Here is an 18,393-nt window from a genome sequence, read left to right on the forward strand (position 1 = left end):
GCCGAGCCTGCGCGCTATCGCCAGCCGCGACCGCTCCGCCGGCCCTAACCACGCCCAGCACGCCGCATATGAATGGAGGGCCCGTTTCCGCCGACGAGAGCACCTGTTGCTTAAGGCCGGGCTGGAAGCGGTCGATCAGAACGCAAGGCGTCCGGAGGCCGGTCAGCTCCACGATCGCCGTTGGTCCAAGCTCGATGAGCGTCCGGAGAGGCATCCGCTCAAGGTCCAGACCGGCAGTGGTGATATTCTCGCCCAGGTCCCCCGCTGCGACCTGGAAGCCGGCATTCGAAAGGGATGCAAAGAGCTCGGCCGGGATGAGGTGCACCTGCCGGAGATTGGGTAGGCGCGGCTGCCGGCGGGCGAGATACCGGTGCTTGACGAACGCGCCGGCGTGGGCGTCGCCTTCGACGCCATGGCCTTCCACCAGCATGATCCGGCCCTGCGGCGGTTTGCTGAAGTGGTGACCGCGATCGGCGGCAACTGCGACCACGGTGCCCTCCAGCGAGAAGCCGTGCCCTTGCTGCATCAGGCCGCCCGGGCGAACGAGCGCCGCTTCTGGCGGAGGTAGCGCGTGATCTCCGGAAGAGCCATCGCGTTCAGGACCCGGTCGGCGGGGACACCGCCCTTCCGAGCCATCTCGACGCCCCAGTGCATGTGGTCGAGCTCGGGGATCGAGTGCGCGTCCGGATTGATGCTCAGCATGCAGCCGAACTCCAGCGCTGCCTGGTGCCAGCGCCAATCCAGGTCGAGCCGCCATGGGTGGGCGTTGATTTCGACGACGACGTCGTGCTTGGCGCAGGCGCGCAGCACCTTCTCGATGTCGATTTCGTAGCCTGGTCGCCGCTGCAGCTGGCGCCCGGTCATGTGGCCGATGATGGTGGTGTGAGGGTTGGAGACGGCACGAAGCAGCCGCTGCGTCTGCGCCTTGCGATCCAGTTTGAACCGGCCGTGGATGCTCGCGACAACGAAATCGAAGCTCTCGAGCACGTCATCCGCATAGTCCAGTGAGCCGTCGGCCAGAATGTCGGACTCGATGCCTTTGAGTATCCGGAAATCCTTGCCGAAGCGCTTGTTCAACCGGTCGGTGTCCCGGTGCTGCTGCCTGATCTCTTCCTCCGAGAGGCCGCCCGCGTAGTGCGCGGACTTGGAGTGGTCGGCGACGCCGAAATACTCGAAGCCGCGCCGGCGCGTGGCCTTGGCCATCGTCTCCAAGCTCTCCGTGCCGTCGGAGGCATCGGTGTGGCAATGAAGGATTCCGCGCAGGTCCTTGTCGGTGACGAGCTTCGGCAACTTGCCCTTCAGGGCCAACTCGACCTCGCTACGGCCCTCACGGAGTTCAGGATCGATGAAGGGCAGACCGAGGGCACTATAGATCTCGGCCTCGTCGCCCGCGATCAGGGTGCGGCCCTTGTGCAAGCCGTCGGCCTCCAACCGCATCCCCTTCTCAATGGCCAAGGCCTGGAGCTGCTCAACGTGAGCGGCGGAGCCGGTCGCGAAGAGAAGAGCGGCGCCGAAGTGTTTGCGATCGGACAAGCGGATCTCCATTCCATCCGCCCCGGAAGCCTTCGACGTTTTGGCGACCTTGGGCGCTTCTGCAACGATCGTGAGGTCGCCGACCAGTTCGCAGCCGCGGCGGAAGTCGCCCGCGATCGTCACGCGCTTGAGTTCGGGCCGGGCCTTGCGGAGCGAATCTTTGGCGTGGGCGAGCAGGACGGCGGCACGGTGCAGATGGAGGCGGCCTTCCCCGCTTTTCGCGATGGCCAGGTTCTGCAGGATCTTGGCTTGCAGCGCCGCGCCGAGACCTTTGGCCTTCTTGATACGGTCGTCCTTGGCGGCGGCCTCCAACTCGGCGAGCGAGGTGATACCGAGATCCTTGTAAAGCCGCAGCACCTTCTCGGGGCGGAGGCCGGGAACGGCGAGCATCTCGAGCACGCCCTCGGGTATCTCCTTACGGAGCTTTTCAAGGGTCGGATGAAAGCCCGTCTTGTGAAGCTTGACGATAATGTCGGCGATCGCCTCGCCGACGCCGGGGATTTCCTTGAGCCGGTCTTCAGCGATCAGCACATGCAGAGGGACGGCAAGGGCTGCCAGACTGTCGGCGGCCCGAGAATAGGCTTTTGCCCGGTAGGGGTTGCCGCCGCGCAAGGCGGAGCGCTGCGCATATTCCCGCAGCAGGCTTGCTACACCACGGGTGTCGAGGGAAGGCATTCAACAAACCTCCCGTCCCGCGTCCTGCCACCTCGGCGGACTAAAGCGAGTCCCAGCGCCCGAGCCTTGACCGGGCGGACGATCGAGAGACCTCTCCAGCCTCTGGGCTGCCCGGAAGTCTTCAAAGTGCTGCGTATTCGGGCCGTAAGCGGCCTCTTTCTTGAGAAGATTATAGATCCGCCCGGCCAGCAGCTGCAGATGCTTCATCCTGCCGTGCGGCATGGATCGGGCCTTGCATAGAGCTCGGACAGCGTAAGCCCGGAAGTAATCGAAAGCGTCTGACATGATGTCGGTAACGCCCACTCTTGCCGATAGTTCGGTCGGCATCCAAGTAGCACTGCGCGCCCTGCGTGATCCGCGCCGTTCGTAGGAGCCGAATTCGACTTGCGCGAGTTCGCGAGGCCGGTGGAGTGCTGTTCCGGATCGCGGACTACCCTTCTAGCCGCTGCGATCGATTGGTAGATCAATCGAGTCGGATCCTAGTCCACCTGTTGTCACAACAGGAAATTGCCTTGAGCCGCGAATCGATGCCTACATTTGCAAGGGGTGACGTGGCGGCGTTTAGGGTCACTCGATCGAGGTCCCATGACGGCGTTCACGGTCCACTCTTCGAAGGATGGGAAGACGGTCCAGACCGTTCGGTTAAGCCCGGTCACAATCGTCGCCAAGGCGATCGCCCTCCACAGCGAAGGCTGGCAGGTGTATATTACGGACGCTCATGGAAGGCGATTCGATCCCGCCGATTTCGACCAGGTGCTCGGCGAAAAGAGCGCCCCGGCTCCGGATCCGGTTTAGCTTCAAGGCGCTCGGCTCGCGCCGTGCCGTGTACCGGACCAAATTCCGACGGCATCTCACAAATTCAGGTTGTGGTATTGGAACAGTTCGCAACGAGGGTTGTTGCCTTTCCGATCCCCGAGCCTAGAGGGTCGCCTCGACGCGCCAGCAAGTACGGTGATCATCAATGAACATCCAAGCAAGAAACAATGTGCACGTCACCGGGCGCGGCAGCCGGGCCATGGTCTTCGCCCACGGTTTCGGCTGCGACCAGAACATGTGGCGTTTCGTGGCGCCCGAGTTCGAGGACGACTTCAAGGTCGTCCTTTTCGACCATGTCGGCGCCGGCGGGTCCGACCTGTCCGCTTATGACAAGTCCAAGTATTCGTCGCTGCACGGCTATGCCGGCGACCTGGTGGACATAGGACGCGATCTGAATCTTAAGGACGCTGTCTTCGTCGGCCATTCAGTAAGTGCCATGATCGGTCTCTTGGCCTCTTTGAAGGCGCCGGACCTTTTCGGAAGGATGGTGCTGGTGGGCCCGTCTCCCAGATACATCGACGACGGCGAGTACGTGGGCGGCTTCACCGAAAAGCAGATCGCGGAGCTGCTCGAGTTCCTTGAAGACAATCACATGGGTTGGTCCGCCGCCATGGCGCCGTCCATCATGGGCAATCCGGATCGGCCTGAACTCGGTGAGGAGTTGACCAACAGTTTCTGCCGCACCGATCCGGAGATCGCTAAGGCATTCGCGCGAGTGACCTTCACCTCCGATAACAGGAACGACCTTTCCAAGGTGACGGTTCCGACCCTGATTCTCCAGTGCAGCGAGGACATCATCGCCTCGGAGGCGGTCGGCAATTTCGTGAGGAGCCAGATCCCGGGAAGCGAGATCGTCTTTCTCAAAGCCACCGGACACTGTCCGAACCTGAGCGCGCCGGCGGAGGTCGTCTCGGCCATCAGGGCCTATGTCTGAACTCCTTCCCACCAACGAATACAGAGATCTGTTCGAAAATGCCCCGTGCGGTTATCTCACGATGGGACCTGACGGGCGCATCTCCAAAGTCAACGCGACGTTGACGAGGTGGACCGGTTTCGAAGCCGACATGTTCATCGGCCGACGTCTCCATCAATTCCTCAATATGGCCGGCCGGATCTACTACGAAACCCACATCGCTCCTTTGCTGCGGATGCAGGGTTTCTTCAACGAGTTCGCCCTGGATTTCGAGACCGCCGCCGGCGAGCGGCTGCCTGTCATCGCGAACGCCTCCGAACGCCGCGATGCCGACGGTTCACTTCTCTTGACTGCGGTCGTGGTGATCAAGGCCACCGACCGACGGCGCTACGAACGCGAACTGGTGGAATCGAGGTCGCAGTTGCAAAAGGGTCTCGCCACCGAGCGCGAGACGGCTGAACTTCGCGAGCAGTTCATCGCCGTGCTCGGGCACGACCTCCGCAACCCGCTCGCAGCGATCAGTGCAGGCGCACGGATCCTGCAGCGCTCCGGCGCGCTGCAGGAACACAAGCATCTGCGCGTGCTCGATATGATCAACACCACCGTCACCCGCATGTCGGACCTGATTGACGACGTGCTGGATTTCGCGCGTGGGCGGCTTGGCAGCGGTATTGTGCTGAATCGCGACGCTGGGCAGCCATTGGAGCCGATCCTCGAGCAGGTCGTCGACGAACTACGGACTTCATCTCCGGAGCGCATGATCGAGACGAGCTTCGACATCACGGAGCCGGTGAACTGCGACCGCGCTCGCTTGGGGCAGCTCTTGTCCAATCTGGTCGGCAACGCCCTCACGCATGGGGCGCCCGATCGGCCTGTCCGCGTCGGAGCGGAGACCAAGGGCGGCGAATTGAAGCTCTGGGTCGCGAATGCCGGCGAGCCCATTCCGGCGAGTGCGATGGAAAGACTGTTCGAGCCGTTCTTTCGGGGCGACGTCCGCGACAGCCGACAGGGTCTCGGGCTTGGGCTCCACATCGCTTCCCAGATAGCGCAGGCCCATGGCGGCCGGATCGATGTCACGTCCACGACTGAAGAGACCAGGTTTGTCTTCAAGATGCCGCTGGCAACGGCCACGTCGTGACGAATCCCGCGCGACGCGCTTCCGGGCCTGCCGGGGGCCGGAACGGATTTTTGCCCGACTGCAGGGATGGGCCGGAGGCTTTCAGATGGCGCATCTAATTCCCGTGATCCTGATCGTGGAAGACGAATACCTGCTCCGGATGGATGCCGCCGACATGATCGAGCAGGCAGGCTTCGAAGTTGTCCAGGCGGGCAACGCCGACCAGGCCATCGCGATTCTCGAGGCCCGTTCCGATATCCACGTCGTCTTCACCGATGTCCAGATGCCGGGTTCGATGGATGGGCTGAAGCTCGCCAGCTTCGTCCGGGACCGGTGGCCACCCATCAAGATACTCGCCACGTCCGGCTTCGTGAGAGTGGGGACCGGCGATCTACCTTCCGGGAGCGAGTTCATGGCAAAGCCATATCGCGGTCCCGAGGTCGTGGCGACGCTTCGCAGATTGACCGATCACGGCGGATCATCCGCCGCATAGCATATGGACCGATCTCGCCTGTCGGGCCCTTCGCTGCAGCAGCTTCATTCGGCCATCTCGCAAAGAGCCGCCAAGAAAACACACTCGCGGCGTACCTGTTGCTCGGGTCATGAACATCCCAAGGAACAAACAAAATGAACGCCCAGGAACTCGCAGCCAAGTTCAGCGCAAAGACCGCGGTCGCAGTGGCGGAGAAGAACCGGCAGACCGAAATCGCTGCCGCCAGCTCGGAAAAACGCGCCGCGGATGTCGAGCACTGCAAGGTCGCCATGGAGCGCCATGTGCTGCCTTTTATGGCCGAGCTGAAAGAGCACTTCGCCGACAATCAGTTCTCGTTCGCGCCGCAGATCGAACTGAACGACCACCGCCCGGTCGGCGTATCCTTCAAGGTCGGAGATGGCGCGCCCACCACGATCACCACGGCGTTCGGAAACATCGTGGTGGCGAGGATCGGTGACAGTGGCACGTCGAAAGGAGTTCCCTTCGTGTATGGGCCGGACGTGGAGCCGTACATCTCCAACTCGGGCGACCTGACGCGCGAAAAGATGGCCAAGCTCGTCGAAATGGTGATCGATACCGCCGGCTGATCGCCGCCACGACCGGCGCCACCGCGTCGAGCGGGCGCCGGCCGGCTTATCCTGGATCAGAATTGCCGCAGCGCGCTCAAGGCACTCCCTCGGCGGGGAGACACAGAGGCCGCTCGCTTCGGCGGACGCCAACGATCCGATTACTGCTATACCCCTTCTCATGATCTTCCGGGCCGGGCGCCTGGTTGGGCAGGAACCGCCGGTTGCCTAGGGGAAACGTTCACGATGACAGCCTTCAATACAGGCGACGGCCCTGCGGCTTCATCACCTAATTCTACCGGGCGGGACGAACTTGGTTACCGACTCCGGCAGCAATCGTTGTTGGGAGAATTCGGCCGCGCCGCCATGCAGACCCGGGATCTTCGGATGATCCTTCAGAAAGCGACCGAACTCTGCGCCATCGGACTGCGGGCGGAGTTCGCAAAGGTTCTGGAATACGAGCCCGACGAAGAACGCCTGGTGGTCCGTGCCGGCGTAGGCTGGAAAGAGAATACCATCGACGTCGTCTCGCTTGCCGCCGACGTCGGATCTCCGGCGGGCTATGCCTACCGTACCGGGGAATCGGTGATATCGAACCACCTTGAGGCGGAAACACGTTTCCGTACGCCGCAGCTCCTGACCGATCATGGCGTCAGGCGTGCGATCAACGTGCTGATCGAAAAGGGCGCGGAGGACGAGGCGTACTTCGGCGTTCTCGAAGTCGACAGCGCCGATGCCGGTCAGTTCGACCAGGCCGATGCCGATTTCCTCACTGGTTTCGCCGGCTTGCTCGGCATTGCTATCGAGCGCCAGCAGGCCGACGCCAAGCTTCAGGAAGCGCTCAAATACCAGGCGCTCCTGACCCGCGAGATGAGCCACCGCGTCAAGAACAGCCTCGCATCGGTCGTGGGCCTGCTTCGGGTCCAAGCGCGCAACACACCGTCTCAGGAGGTCAAAAGCGCTCTGGAAGATGCAAGTCTGCGAGTCTCCACCATCGCTGACGTTCACGATCATCTGTGGCGGAGCTCGCATGTCGGCTTCATCGAGCTCGCCGACTTCATGACGGAACTCTGCAAGAAGCTCAGGGGAAACGTGGGGAAACATACGTTGAATTGCCAGTCGGATGCGTTGCTGCTCTCCGCCGACCATGCCGTCCCGCTGGGTTTGCTCATCAACGAGCTCGTCGCGAACGCCATAAAGTATGCATATCCAGATAGCAAAGGACTCATCGAGGTCTCGGCACGGGAGATCGAAGGAAGCCTTCGCGTCGAGGTGTCGGATCAGGGCAAGGGTCTGCCTGAAGGATTCGACATCGATGAGCCGCGCGCCAGCCTGGGGTTCAAGGTAATCACCGGCATGGTGCGGCAGCTTCAGGGCCATCTGACCATCGCCAAAGATTGGAAGGGAAGTCGCTTCCTGATTGATCTGCCCATCATTTCGCATCCGGATCGATCGCAATCGTCGTGACCTGAAACCGCACGCAGCGGGGCGTAGCGCGATCAAAGGTCCTCGCGAAGTCCCTTGAAGAACGGGTGCCTGACCTTGCCCTCGGCCGACTTCGCCCGGTACTCGATTTCGGCAAGCAGCTTCGGCTCGACCCAAACGCCTTTGTGAGCGATCCGTTTTGCGTAGGGCTGCGTCTTCCGGACCAGCGGCTCCAACCGTCTGCGGAGCTCCGCCGTCGAGGTCTTGTCGAATCCATGGTCGACCTTGCCTGCGTAGACCAGATCGGCGCCCTTTCGTCGGCCGACATACAGGCCGTCCCACTTGGTGCCATCCAGGGCGAAGCCTGCGATCGTCAGGGTCTCCCGCTGCGCGCAGGTCTTCTTGACCCAGTTGTTGCCGCGGCCGCTCACGTACGTGCTGTCGCGCACTTTGGAGACCACGCCCTCCAAGCCGACCTTGCAGGCGTGCGCGAATATATCCTGGCCCTCGATCTCGAAGCTCTCGCTGAACTGGACGTCAGTGCCGGCGATAATCCTTTTGAGCTCGGCCTTCCGTTGGTGGAGCGGAAGCTTCCGCAAGTCGCGTCCGTTCAGGTAGAGCAGGTCGAAGGCGACCAGCACGATGCGCTTTGAACTGCCCTTGAGCTCGTTCTGCAGGACCGAGAAGTCGGTAGTGCCGTCGGCCGCCGGCACTACGATCTCGCCATCCAAGATCGCCGAGCCGCACTTGATGTGCCAGGCGTCCTGAGCAACCTTCTTGAAGCGATGAGTCCAGTCGTGGCCGCGCCGAGTGAAAACCTTGACGGCCTCGTTATGCAGATGAACCTGTACGCGGTAGCCGTCGAACTTGATTTCGTGAATCCACCGGGATCCGGACGGCACCTTTTCGATCGAGGTCGCCAGAGCCGGCTCTATGAAATCGGGAAACGGCGCCTTGATGCCGAAATCGGCTGGCTTCCTACGCGTAAACGCCACAACGAACTCCACTCAACAAACGTGATTCTAAGGTGCCGCAGGCCGAATCGTTCCGGAACCGGCGAATCCTTGCGACGTTGCCCCTTCATCGAACCAACGAAAGAGCAGCCGAACATGGCGAAAGCAGCCAAGAAGACCACGCGAGGACGCAAGCAGGACCGAGCCCGTGTCGCCGGCGGGGAGAAGTACGAAGTCGGCTACGAAGCCAAGAAGACCGGCCGCTCGGCCGCCGCGGTCAAGAAGACCGTGAAGAAGGTCGGCAATTCCCGCAAGAAGGTCGAAAAGCGCCTCGGTCGCTGAGGCTAGGTTCGCCGCAGACCAACGCGGCGGTCGCCCGGCCGTCAGATCCTGCTGGAGAATCGGGTGAAGGCGGTCAGCGTCTGCAACCGCGGCTCCACGTCCCGTAGGTAGATCTCGGTCCGCAGGAACGCGAGCTCGTCGTCAAGCGCGGGCTCGCAGACGTCGATGTACCAGCTTTTCGGCCGTCCATCCGTGCCGTCGCTCCAGCGGTAGCCGCGCCGCTTCAGCGAATCCTTGAGCTCGAACGGCGATTGCTCGGCCCAGATGCGTACCGTCTTCTTCCGCGCTGTCTCAAGCAAGATCGCGAGCGCCGGCGTGCCCGTCGTCGGCAAAAGGAAGTCCAGGATCTCCAACAAGGCGTGGCAGTCGTCGACGGCCCGATGGGCCTGGTGGAAGTATCCGGCGCCGTTCAGCAAATAGCCGAGTTGCGCGCCGGCGAAGCCGTGTGTCCGCCAGTCGACCTCGGTGGCGCTGCAGCCCCAGGCTACCCGTTCGAAGACAGGCCAGTACCGCTCGGCGAATTTGCGATCGAAACCCGCATTGTGCGCGATGGAGATCACCGCGCCGTCCACGAAGGCGTTCACGGCGGCCTCGTCGATCTTGTGGCCGGCGACCATCTCGTCGGTGATGCCGGTGAGCGCCGTCACCTCGGGCGGGACCGGCACGGAGGGCTCGTTGAAGGCGGAGAAGGTGTCCCTGACGCCGACGATGCGGCCGTCCGGCGTGTAGTCGAATTTGACCATCCCGAGTTCGATGACCTCGTCCCTGGCGTGATCGAGGCCGGTGGTCTCGGTGTCGAGCAGGATGCCAACCCGGGTCCCCTGTCCGGCTGCCGACGCCGACGGAAGACGCGGCGCCAAGCGGCGCAGCACCCGGTATTCTCCCGACTGCGCGAGCAGTTCGGCCATAGCGGCCAGGTCCGCCGAGTCCAGAAAATGCTCGTCTCTGAGGGGCAGGGCCAGCGCGTCCATTGGTCCACAATACCGCCCGAAACCTCCACGAGGTACCTAGAAAACAAGCAATTCACGGCGTTTTCGAGCGGGCTGCGGGCGGCTGGGTAATTTTCCTGTTGACCGGCTCGGCGCATGTCGGAACCGCTCGGCCCCGACCGTCTTGAGTCCGAGTACCCTATTGGAGTTCCGCGTTGATGGCCCCGCGAGCCAACTGGAAAGGCTTCCTTCGTCTGTCGCTCGTCACCTGCCCGGTGGCGCTGTACCCGGCGACCTCGGAGAGCGAGAAGATCTCCTTCAACCAGCTGAACCGGGCGACCGGTCATCGCATCAAGTACCTGAAGGTCGATGCCGACACCGGCGACGAGGTCCCCAACGAGGACATCGTCAAGGGCTACAAGGTGGACACCGACACCTTCATCGAGGTGACGAAGGAGGAGCTCGAGAACGTCGCCCTGGAATCCACGCGCACAATCGAGATCGACGAGTTTGTCGACAAGGCCGACATCGATCCGCGCTACCTGATCCGCCCCTACTACCTCCGTCCAGACGGCAAAGTCGGCCACGACGCCTTCGCCGTGATCCGCGAGACCATCCGGGAGATGGACAAGGTCGCCATCGGGCGGGTGGTGCTGACCAACCGCGAGCACATCATCGCGCTGGAGCCGTTGGACAAGGGCCTGATGGGGACGCTGTTGCGCTATCCCTACGAAGTGCGCGATCCGAAGGAATATTTCGACGAGATCGAGGACGTGAAAGTCACCAAGGACATGCTCGACCTGGCCCGGCACATCGTCGACCAGAAATCCGGATCCTTCGAGCCCGACAAGTTCGAGGACCAGTATGAGACCGCGCTGGTCGATCTCATCAACCAGAAGCGGGCCGGCAAGCCGATCACTCCGAAGGATCGTCCACGCGGCGAGAACGTCGTCGATCTGATGGACGCGCTCCGCAAGAGCGTCGGCGGTGCTGCAGCGGAGGCCAAGTCCCCTACGAAGCCGGCAAAAAAGGCCAAGAAGGCTTCTGCCGGCCAGAAGGAGATGCTGATGCCCATTGCCGGCAAGAAGCCGGCGAAAGAGGCCGCCGCGAAGAAGCCGGCCGCAGGGACTCGGCGGAAGTCGGCGTGAAACATCCGCCGACACGGGATGGCAGATATTTTCGTCGTCCGCTCACGACGGCAAGCTTCGAACTCACTGCCGAGCGTTTGGGCACCAAGGTTGAACCCGGCGATGATTGATGTAGTCTGCCGCTGACATTCGTACCTGTTATGTTCACTCGCCCTTCGCTCCTGCTCAGAGACCCCATGAATCTCAACGATCGCTTGGAAGCTTCAGCAAGCGATGACGGTCGTTACCGTCTCCTTGTCGACGCCATTACCGATTACGCAATCTACATGCTCGACGCGAAGGGCATCGTGTCCAGCTGGAATCCCGGAGCCGCGAGATTCAAGGGTTACCAGGCGAACGAGATCATCGGCCGCCATTTCTCGGAGTTTTATACGGAGGAAGAGCGAGCCGCCGGTATCCCCGACCTTGCCTTGAAGATCGCCGCCAGCGAGGGCCGTTTCGAGCGCGAGGGATGGCGCTTGCGCAAGGACGGGACGCGGTTCTGGGCGCACGTGGTGATCGACCCTATCCGATCGCCCTCCGGTGAGATCATCGGCTACGCGAAAGTGACCCGAGATCTAACGGAACGCAGGGCAGCGGAAGAAGCCCTCCGTCGTAGTCAGGAGCAATTTCGCATACTCGTTCAAGGTGTCACCGACTACGCCATCTTCATGTTGGACCCGGAAGGTCACGTCGCAAGTTGGAATGCCGGTGCGCAGCGCATCAAAGGCTATGAGCCTGACGAGATCATCGGGTCACACTTCAGCCGCTTCTATACCTCGGAAGACTTAGCCGAAGGCATTCCAACGCGGGGCCTCGCAACGGCGGCTCGGGACGGGCGCTGGGAGGCGGAGGGCCTTCGCAAGCGAAAGGATGGAAGCACCTTCTGGGCGCACGTGGTCATCGACGCCATCCGCGACGAAGACGGCAAGATCATCGGATTCGCCAAGGTCACCCGCGACATCAGCGAGCGAAAAGAGGCTGAGCACTCGCTACAGCAGACGCAGGCTGCCCTGGCGCAAGCGCAGAAGATGGAAGCGCTAGGCCAACTCACCGGCGGGGTGGCACACGACTTCAACAACCTGCTGCAGGTGATCAGCAGCAACTTGCAGTTGGCGGTTAAAGACGTGGCGGGGAATCCGCGGGCGGAGGTCCGGATTCAAAATGCCCTCGCAGGCGTTTCACGCGGGGCAAGGCTCGCCCAGCAACTCCTGGCGTTCGGCCGGCGGCAAGCCCTCGAACCGAAAGTCATCAACGTCGGACGCTTCATCAGAGGGATGGACGACATGCTGCGCCGAACGATCGGCGCGGATATCGAGTTCGAGACCTGCGTCTCCGGAGGATTGTGGAACACGCTGTTGGACCCAAACCAGGTCGAGAACGCGGTACTCAATCTAGCAATCAATGCCCGCGACGCCATGCCGGAGGGCGGAAAGCTCACGATCGAGGCGGGGAATGCTTTCCTCGACGACAGGTACGCCGCCAGCCACCAGGGGCTGCAGCCTGGCCAGTATGTTATGTTGGCAGTGACCGACACCGGTTGCGGCATGCCTGCCGACGTAGTCCAACGAGTCTTCGAGCCTTTTTTCAGCACGAAGCCTGAAGGAAAGGGCACCGGGCTGGGACTCTCCATGGTCTACGGCTTGGTCAAGCAGTCGGGGGGGCACGTCAAAATCTATAGTGAGCTCGGGCATGGCACGACGGTGAAGCTCTATTTCCCGCGTGTCCATGAGAGCGAAGAGGTCGTCACTGACCTCTCAAGCACGCCCATTCGTGGCGGCACTGAAACGATCCTCGTCGTCGAGGACGACGAGGACGTGCGGGAGGGCGCCGTGGCACTCCTCCGCGACCTCGGCTACCGCGTCCTGAAGGCCAAGGACGGATCCAGCGCCATGGGGGTGATCGAGAGCGGTCTTCCCATAGACCTGCTGTTCACCGATGTGGTGATGCCGGGTCCAGTGCGGAGCCCGGACCTGGCCCGAACCGCCAAGGAGCGGCTGCCCAATCTCGCGGTCCTGTTCACCTCGGGCTACACCGAGAACGCCATCGTGCATGGCGGCCGGCTCGACCGCGGGGTCGAACTCTTGGGCAAGCCTTATAGCCGCGAGCAATTGGCGCGGAAAATCCGCCATGTTCTCGCAAACCAGTCTCAGCGCCAGATGGCTGTAGAACAAGCGACCATCAGCGAGCCGCCGCGGTCTGAGAACGCTTCGCGTCCCCGCACAATATTGCTAGTCGAAGACGACGAACTGGTCCGTTCGACGACTTGTGAGATGCTTAGATCTTTGGGCCATGAGGTGCTGGAAGCGCCCGACGCGCCAACCGCGCTGGAAATGCTCGCTTCAAATCCAGTAGATACCCTCCTCACCGACGTGGGGCTACCGCGGGTCTCAGGTACGGTATTGGCCCGTCAGGCCCGCGCGAAATCCAAGAATTTGAGGATCATAATCGTCACCGGAGATGCAGGCGCTGCACAAGATGCTCGGGAGATAGGCGCGACGCTGTTGACGAAACCGTATCAATCGGCGGATCTGGCGCGGGTGCTGGACTAGATTAGAAATTCAATCCATCGGTGTTCGATGAGACGTGTCGACATCGTAGCCGCTTCCTCGAGCGGAAGGGTCCTCGAAGGATCGAACGTTGCGGAGTTGCCGTCTTGGATGAGCCTCCAGTTTTCAACTTGCTTTACGTCAGCACGGCCAGCGTGTCTGTCGCCATGGCGCTGGCCGATACCATGCAGGACATTCTCGTTGCATCGGACGCCAACAACCGTCGCGACGGAATCACCGGCTTTCTGCTCAGCGACGGCTATGCATTCGTGCAGTTGCTCGAGGGGCCGAAAAGGGAGGTCCAGGAGTGTTTCTCGCGCATTTGTGCGGATGGGCGCAACTCCTCGCCGACGGTTCGCGACATGAGTTGGTCTGACTCTCGACTTTTCCCCAACTGGTCCATGTGCGCGCTGAACCTGTCCGGTAGGGACAATCTGCTTCTTCGACCTGGAGACATAAGTCTCGATCTTTTCGCGGCATCGGCCGGAGCGCTGCGCCAACACTTGCTTACCCTCGCCTCTACTCACGGGTCGGAGCTCATGCGAGCCCATGCTCCGTTGCTGGGCAAGCGGGCAAAAGAGCACATCGAAGGCGACCTCACCAACGCTACCCTAATCGCAATTGAAGACAGCCAAACGAAAAGGCGGCGATAGGTGTCAGCCGCAATGAGGACCGCGTCAAGCGCAAGGCCGGGCGCTGATGCTTTCGCGCCGTAACTCAAGCCGCCGGGGCTTAGTTCCGTATTTATTGCCGGCTGCAAAGATGATCGTCGGCGGTAGGACCTGGCCGCGTGAAAGGCCTTCATTCGGGATCGCTTTGAACACCCCGTGGGAGTGCCGGATTGGCCGCGCAGGCGAAATCCAGCGAGGTCGCCGAAAGCCGGCCGGACCTACTCGGGGTTAGGCGGTGTGGAACCGGTTCCAAGTGGTTTTCTTATGTATTTGTTCAATTCCGCAGTTCCTAAAAATGCCGGATCACAAGCACGAGGAGCTCGTCGGATGGACAATTTTGGAACTTGGCTCGCCTAGGATTGAACTCTCTCCCCTATTGGCTGTCCTCGAAGCTGCTCAGAAGCAGGTAGTATTATGAGTTCAAACGACTTTCGATTCCTGAGCGGTGGAGGCGCGATGGGCGCGCTGATGCGGGGCCACGATTGGCACGCGACCCCGCTGGGCGATCCGGCCGCCTGGCCGCAGTCTCTGCGATCGGCCGTGAGCATCATGTTGAACTCGCGCTATCCGATCGCGCTATACTGGGGGCCGGATCTCGCTCTGCTCTATAACGATGCCTGGAGCCCCATACCCGGGAACAAGCACCCCTGGGCGCTAGGTCGGGCCGGTCGCGAAGTGTGGCCGGAGATATGGGACACCATCGGACCGCTCTACGACAAGGTGCGCGCGACCGGAGAGGGCGTGTGGCAGGAGGACGAGCTGCTGCCGATGCTGCGGCATGGCTATGTCGAGGAGTGCTATTTCAATTTCACCTTCAGTCCCGTTCGCGGCGAGGACGGCAAGATCGATGGCATCTTCAACGCCGTCGTGGAGACAACCGACAGGGTCCTCTCGGAAAGACGGCTTCGGACGCTGAGCCGCTTGGGCGAGCGGGCCAACGCCTCGCTTAGCGTCGAAGAGACTTGCCTGCGGGCGACCGGCATACTGGCGGAGAACCGGGCCGACGTCCCGTTCGCCCTGCTGTACTTGCGGGAGGGCGACACGACCCGCCTGCTCGCTGCGGCAGGTTGCGGCGATGTCCCGCTGACTGACGGCACCTCCCCATGGCCACTCGACCGAGCCGAAAAGGAGGGTCGACCGATCGTGGCCCCGGCGCCGCCCGGCTACTGTCCAAGCGACCCGTTCTGGTCAGAACCGGTCACGGAGGCGGTGGTGGCGCCGATCACGGTCGCCGGTGAGGACGGTGCTCCTGCATTCCTCGTCACGGGCGCGAACGCGCGTCGCCGCGTGGACGCCAACTACCTATCCTTTCTCGAGCTTGCCGCAGGCCATATCGGGACTGCCATCGCGACCGCGCGGGCGTATGAGGACGAGCGCCGGCGCACGCAGATGCTCGCCGAAATCGATCGCGCGAAGACGGCGTTCTTCTCGAACGTCAGCCATGAGTTCCGCACGCCTCTCACGTTGATGCTGGGACCTCTCGAGGACGCGCTCGCCGCCTCCTCCGCCCCCGAACAGCGCGCAAGGCTCGAGGTCGCCCACCGTAACGCATTGCGCCTGTTGCGGCTGGTCAACGCGCTGCTCGACTTCTCGCGGCTGGAAGCGGGCCGGGTCGAGGCTACGTTCCGACCGACGGACCTGGCCGCCGTCACGTCCGATCTTGCGAGCAGCTTCCGGTCCGCAACAGATCGCGCGGGATTGCGCCTGAAGGTCGAAGTCAGACCCATCGCCGGCGAAGTCTACGTCGATCATGAGATGTGGGAAAAGATCGTTCTGAACCTCATGTCCAACGCCTTCAAGTTCACGCATCAGGGTGAAATCGCGGTGAGCCAGCGGGAGCAGGAAGGCAAGGCAGTGTTGACGGTGCGGGACACCGGCGTCGGCATCCCCGAGGCGGAGATCCCGAAGCTGTTCGATCGCTTCCATCGGGTCGAAGGGGCGCGGGGACGCAGCTTCGAGGGCTCCGGCATCGGGCTCGCCCTGGTTCAGGAGCTCGTCACGCTCCACGGCGGCGCGATCAGCGTCGCCAGCGAACTCGGCCGCGGAACGACCTTCACCGTCACGATGCCGCTCGGTCGGGCACACTTGCCCCCGGATCGCATCCAGCCCGGCACGGCAGCGGGGCAGGGCGCCGGTCGCGCCCAGGCATTCGTCGGGGAAGCACTGCGCTGGATTCCGAACGGCGCGGAGCCGGACCTGCTCGCCGAGGTCACGCCGGCGCCGGGCTCGGCCCAAGTGCTGCCGGCGCCGGAGGTCCAGGGCGTCGAACGGCCTCGGGTGCTGCTTGCCGACGACAATGCCGATCTGCGCGACTACATCGCCCGCCTCCTTCGGGAGGCAGGATACGACGTTCAGGTTGCGGCGGATGGCAAGGCAGCGTTGGACGAAATCAAAAGCGAGCCGCCGCACCTGCTGCTCACCGACGTGATGATGCCCGAGCTGGACGGCCTGGGGTTGCTGCGCGAGATCCGCAGGCGGCCAGAGCTCCACTACATTCCGGTGATCATGCTGTCCGCCCGCGCAGGCGAAGAAGCCACGATCCACGGCATCGAGGCCGGGGCGGACGACTACTTGACGAAGCCATTCTCCTCGCGCGAACTGCTGGCCCGGGTGTCGGCCAACATCAAGATGGCGGGCCTCCGCCGAGAAGCGGGCCAGGCCATCCGCGCAAGCGAACAGAGGTTGAAGGATCTGAATGCCACGCTGGAGCGGCGCGTTGCGGAGGTGCTCGCGGAGCGGCGGATCCTCGCCGACATCGTCGAAGGCACGGACGCCTTCGTGCAGGTCGTCGACCTCGATTTTCGGTGGCTGGCCATCAACAAGGCCTCGGCCGCCGAGTTCGAGAGCATCTTCGGCGTTCGTCCGGCGGTGGGCGACTGCATGCTCGACCTGCTGAAGCATCTGCCGGAGGAGCGCGAGGCGGTTCGCAAGGTTTGGGCCCGGGCGCTCGCCGGCGAAGAGTTCACCGAAGTGGGAGCGTTCGGAGATCCGGGGCGCGACCGCCGCCACTACGAAATGAAGTACAACACGCTGAGGGACGACCAGGGCCGACGCATCGGCGCCTATCAGTTCGTGTACGATGTGACGGACCGCATCCAGGAGCAGGAGCGGCTGGCGCATGCCGAGGAACAGCTTCGGCAAGCGCAAAAGATGGACGCGATGGGACAGCTGACAGGCGGGGTCGCGCACGACTTCAACAACTTGCTGACCCCGATCGTCGGAGCCCTTGATGCCCTGCAACGCAAAGGCGTCGGCGGTGAGCGGGAGAAGCGCCTTATCGCCGGCGCCGCCCAGTCGGCCGACCGCGCAAAGACGCTGGTGCAGCGGTTGCTCGCTTTCGCGCGCCGGCAACCTCTGCAGGCCACGGCGGTCGACATAGCGGGCCTTGTTAGGGGAATGACCGACCTGATCGCCAGCACCAGCGGACCGCAGATCAAGGTCTCCATGGAAGTCGCCGAGAACCTGAATTCGGCCAAGGCCGACGCCAACCAGCTTGAGATGGCGCTTCTCAATCTCGCCGTGAACGCCCGCGACGCGATGCCGAACGGCGGGATCTTGCGCATCAGCGCCGACGAGGAGCCGGTCGCGGCCGGCCATCGGTCAGGCCTGCCCCCGGGTCGCTACCTCCGCTTGTCGGTCGCCGACACCGGGGTCGGAATGGAGGAGTCGGTGCTGGCACGCGCGGTCGATCCGTTCTTCTCCACCAAGGGAGTCGGAAAGGGAACGGGTCTTGGCCTTTCCATGGTCCATGGACTGGCTTTGCAGCTCGGGGGCGCCCTTAAGATCCAGAGCAGGCGCGGCGTGGGCACGAACGTCGAACTCTGGCTGCCCTTGAGCCATGAGCCTGCGCAGCGCGAGCAGGAGACGGAGGGGACGGAGCCCTTGGGGCGCGGCGCCGGCACGGCCCTGCTGGTGGATGATGAGGATCTGGTGCGGGCGAGCACGGCCGACATGCTGGCCGAGCTTGGCTACGCGGTGGTGGAAGCAGGATCGGCCGAAGAGGCGCTCTCTCTCATCCGGAACGGCGTGAGACCGCAACTGCTGATTACCGACCATTTGATGACCGGAATGAACGGGACTGATCTCGCGCGGATCGTCCGTGCGGAGGCGTCGGATGTACGGGTGCTGCTTGTGTCGGGATATGCGGATACGGAAGGCGTGGCTCCCGATCTGCCGCGACTGACCAAGCCGTTCCGCAGAGACGAACTCGCCGCGACGCTGGCGGGCATGGCGACGTCGCATTGATCACGAACTGCGGAACGCCAAGGGCTCCCGCAGCGCCTA

The 18,393-nt window shown here is 62.8% G+C and carries 15 protein-coding genes and 1 pseudogene; 12 read left to right on the plus strand and 4 right to left on the minus strand.

What is annotated here, in order from left to right; translation table 11 throughout:
• Positions 1 to 73 precede the first annotated feature (73 nt).
• Positions 74 to 430: pseudogene (locus tag ABIB90_RS23725) on the minus strand (MOSC domain-containing protein); the annotation flags it as partial.
• Here ABIB90_RS23725 and ABIB90_RS23730 point away from each other — a divergent pair.
• Positions 371 to 568 carry a hypothetical protein gene (locus tag ABIB90_RS23730; protein ID WP_354201458.1) on the plus strand — a complete coding sequence of 66 codons (198 nt, stop codon included), beginning with the start codon at positions 371 to 373 and terminating at the stop codon, positions 566 to 568. The pseudogene ABIB90_RS23725 and the gene ABIB90_RS23730 sit on opposite strands and share 60 nt — an antisense overlap.
• On the opposite strand, the gene ABIB90_RS23735 is transcribed toward ABIB90_RS23730, so the two are convergent.
• The gene (locus tag ABIB90_RS23735) at positions 526 to 2,208 is read right to left on the minus strand and encodes a DNA polymerase/3'-5' exonuclease PolX (protein ID WP_354201459.1); all 1,683 of its coding nucleotides are present in this window, start codon (positions 2,206 to 2,208) and stop codon (positions 526 to 528) included. The two genes, ABIB90_RS23730 and ABIB90_RS23735, sit on opposite strands and share 43 nt — an antisense overlap.
• A gap of 585 nt (positions 2,209 to 2,793) precedes the next feature.
• Between ABIB90_RS23735 and ABIB90_RS23740 the strand changes: the two genes are divergently transcribed.
• The 6 genes from ABIB90_RS23740 to ABIB90_RS23765 all read left to right on the plus strand — a co-directional run bounded on the left by ABIB90_RS23740 (position 2,794) and on the right by ABIB90_RS23765 (position 7,580).
• Positions 2,794 to 3,003, plus strand: coding sequence for a hypothetical protein (locus ABIB90_RS23740; RefSeq protein WP_354201460.1), 210 nt, complete (start codon positions 2,794 to 2,796; stop codon positions 3,001 to 3,003).
• A 166-nt stretch (positions 3,004 to 3,169) separates the two neighbouring features.
• Positions 3,170 to 3,958 carry an alpha/beta fold hydrolase gene (locus ABIB90_RS23745; RefSeq protein WP_354201461.1) on the plus strand — a complete coding sequence of 263 codons (789 nt, stop codon included), beginning with the start codon at positions 3,170 to 3,172 and terminating at the stop codon, positions 3,956 to 3,958.
• Positions 3,951 to 5,075, plus strand: a complete 1,125-nt coding sequence (locus tag ABIB90_RS23750) for a PAS domain-containing sensor histidine kinase (RefSeq protein WP_354201462.1) — start codon at positions 3,951 to 3,953, stop codon at positions 5,073 to 5,075. Before ABIB90_RS23745 ends, ABIB90_RS23750 begins: the two co-directional genes overlap by 8 nt.
• An 85-nt stretch (positions 5,076 to 5,160) precedes the next feature.
• Positions 5,161 to 5,547, plus strand: a complete 387-nt coding sequence (locus tag ABIB90_RS23755) for a response regulator (protein WP_354201463.1) — start codon at positions 5,161 to 5,163, stop codon at positions 5,545 to 5,547.
• Positions 5,548 to 5,681: 134 nt separating this feature from the next.
• Entirely contained in the window at positions 5,682 to 6,134 is a 453-nt protein-coding gene (locus tag ABIB90_RS23760; protein WP_354201464.1) for a hypothetical protein, read from the plus strand.
• A 225-nt stretch (positions 6,135 to 6,359) separates the two neighbouring features.
• Positions 6,360 to 7,580 (plus strand): sensor histidine kinase, encoded by a 1,221-nt coding sequence (locus ABIB90_RS23765; protein ID WP_354201465.1) that lies wholly within the window; start codon positions 6,360 to 6,362, stop codon positions 7,578 to 7,580.
• A gap of 32 nt (positions 7,581 to 7,612) precedes the next feature.
• Here ABIB90_RS23765 and ligD read toward each other — a convergent pair whose 3' ends face one another.
• Positions 7,613 to 8,533, minus strand: coding sequence for a non-homologous end-joining DNA ligase (gene ligD, locus ABIB90_RS23770; RefSeq protein ID WP_354201466.1), 921 nt, complete (start codon positions 8,531 to 8,533; stop codon positions 7,613 to 7,615).
• A gap of 114 nt (positions 8,534 to 8,647) precedes the next feature.
• Between ligD and ABIB90_RS23775 the strand changes: the two genes are divergently transcribed.
• Complete coding sequence (locus tag ABIB90_RS23775; RefSeq protein WP_354201467.1) at positions 8,648 to 8,833, plus strand: DUF3606 domain-containing protein; 186 nt, start codon at positions 8,648 to 8,650, stop codon at positions 8,831 to 8,833.
• Positions 8,834 to 8,874: 41 nt separating this feature from the next.
• On the opposite strand, the gene ABIB90_RS23780 is transcribed toward ABIB90_RS23775, so the two are convergent.
• A complete protein-coding gene (locus tag ABIB90_RS23780; protein WP_354201468.1) occupies positions 8,875 to 9,804 on the minus strand; it encodes a 3'-5' exonuclease in 930 nt (309 codons plus the stop codon).
• A gap of 176 nt (positions 9,805 to 9,980) precedes the next feature.
• Between ABIB90_RS23780 and ku the strand changes: the two genes are divergently transcribed.
• From ku to ABIB90_RS23800, 4 genes are all read left to right on the plus strand, one after another.
• On the plus strand, positions 9,981 to 10,910 hold the full coding sequence (gene ku, locus ABIB90_RS23785; protein ID WP_354201469.1) for a non-homologous end joining protein Ku: 930 nt from the start codon (positions 9,981 to 9,983) through the stop codon (positions 10,908 to 10,910).
• A 176-nt stretch (positions 10,911 to 11,086) separates the two neighbouring features.
• A complete protein-coding gene (locus tag ABIB90_RS23790) occupies positions 11,087 to 13,441 on the plus strand; it encodes a hybrid sensor histidine kinase/response regulator (RefSeq protein ID WP_354201470.1) in 2,355 nt (784 codons plus the stop codon).
• 104 nt (positions 13,442 to 13,545) lie between these two features.
• Positions 13,546 to 14,091 carry a BLUF domain-containing protein gene (locus ABIB90_RS23795; protein ID WP_354201471.1) on the plus strand — a complete coding sequence of 182 codons (546 nt, stop codon included), beginning with the start codon at positions 13,546 to 13,548 and terminating at the stop codon, positions 14,089 to 14,091.
• Between the two features lie 474 nt (positions 14,092 to 14,565).
• Positions 14,566 to 18,354, plus strand: a complete 3,789-nt coding sequence (locus ABIB90_RS23800) for an ATP-binding protein (protein WP_354201472.1) — start codon at positions 14,566 to 14,568, stop codon at positions 18,352 to 18,354.
• Positions 18,355 to 18,393 lie beyond the last annotated feature (39 nt).

This window comes from Bradyrhizobium sp. JR4.1 (assembly GCF_040548605.1).
GTDB classification, from domain to species: domain Bacteria; phylum Pseudomonadota; class Alphaproteobacteria; order Rhizobiales; family Xanthobacteraceae; genus Bradyrhizobium; species Bradyrhizobium canariense.

Coding starts and splice junctions, on each gene's coding strand:
- ABIB90_RS23735 (WP_354201459.1), bottom strand. CDS start 2,208: ATGCCTTCCCTCGACACCCGTGGTGTAGCAAGCCTGCTGCGGGAATAT.
- ABIB90_RS23780 (WP_354201468.1), bottom strand. CDS start 9,804: ATGGACGCGCTGGCCCTGCCCCTCAGAGACGAGCATTTTCTGGACTCG.
- ABIB90_RS23760 (WP_354201464.1), top strand. CDS start 5,682: ATGAACGCCCAGGAACTCGCAGCCAAGTTCAGCGCAAAGACCGCGGTC.
- ABIB90_RS23800 (WP_354201472.1), top strand. CDS start 14,566: ATGGGCGCGCTGATGCGGGGCCACGATTGGCACGCGACCCCGCTGGGC.
- ABIB90_RS23750 (WP_354201462.1), top strand. CDS start 3,951: ATGTCTGAACTCCTTCCCACCAACGAATACAGAGATCTGTTCGAAAAT.
- ABIB90_RS23740 (WP_354201460.1), top strand. CDS start 2,794: ATGACGGCGTTCACGGTCCACTCTTCGAAGGATGGGAAGACGGTCCAG.
- ABIB90_RS23765 (WP_354201465.1), top strand. CDS start 6,360: ATGACAGCCTTCAATACAGGCGACGGCCCTGCGGCTTCATCACCTAAT.
- ABIB90_RS23775 (WP_354201467.1), top strand. CDS start 8,648: ATGGCGAAAGCAGCCAAGAAGACCACGCGAGGACGCAAGCAGGACCGA.
- ku (WP_354201469.1), top strand. CDS start 9,981: ATGGCCCCGCGAGCCAACTGGAAAGGCTTCCTTCGTCTGTCGCTCGTC.
- ABIB90_RS23745 (WP_354201461.1), top strand. CDS start 3,170: ATGAACATCCAAGCAAGAAACAATGTGCACGTCACCGGGCGCGGCAGC.
- ABIB90_RS23755 (WP_354201463.1), top strand. CDS start 5,161: ATGGCGCATCTAATTCCCGTGATCCTGATCGTGGAAGACGAATACCTG.
- ABIB90_RS23790 (WP_354201470.1), top strand. CDS start 11,087: ATGAATCTCAACGATCGCTTGGAAGCTTCAGCAAGCGATGACGGTCGT.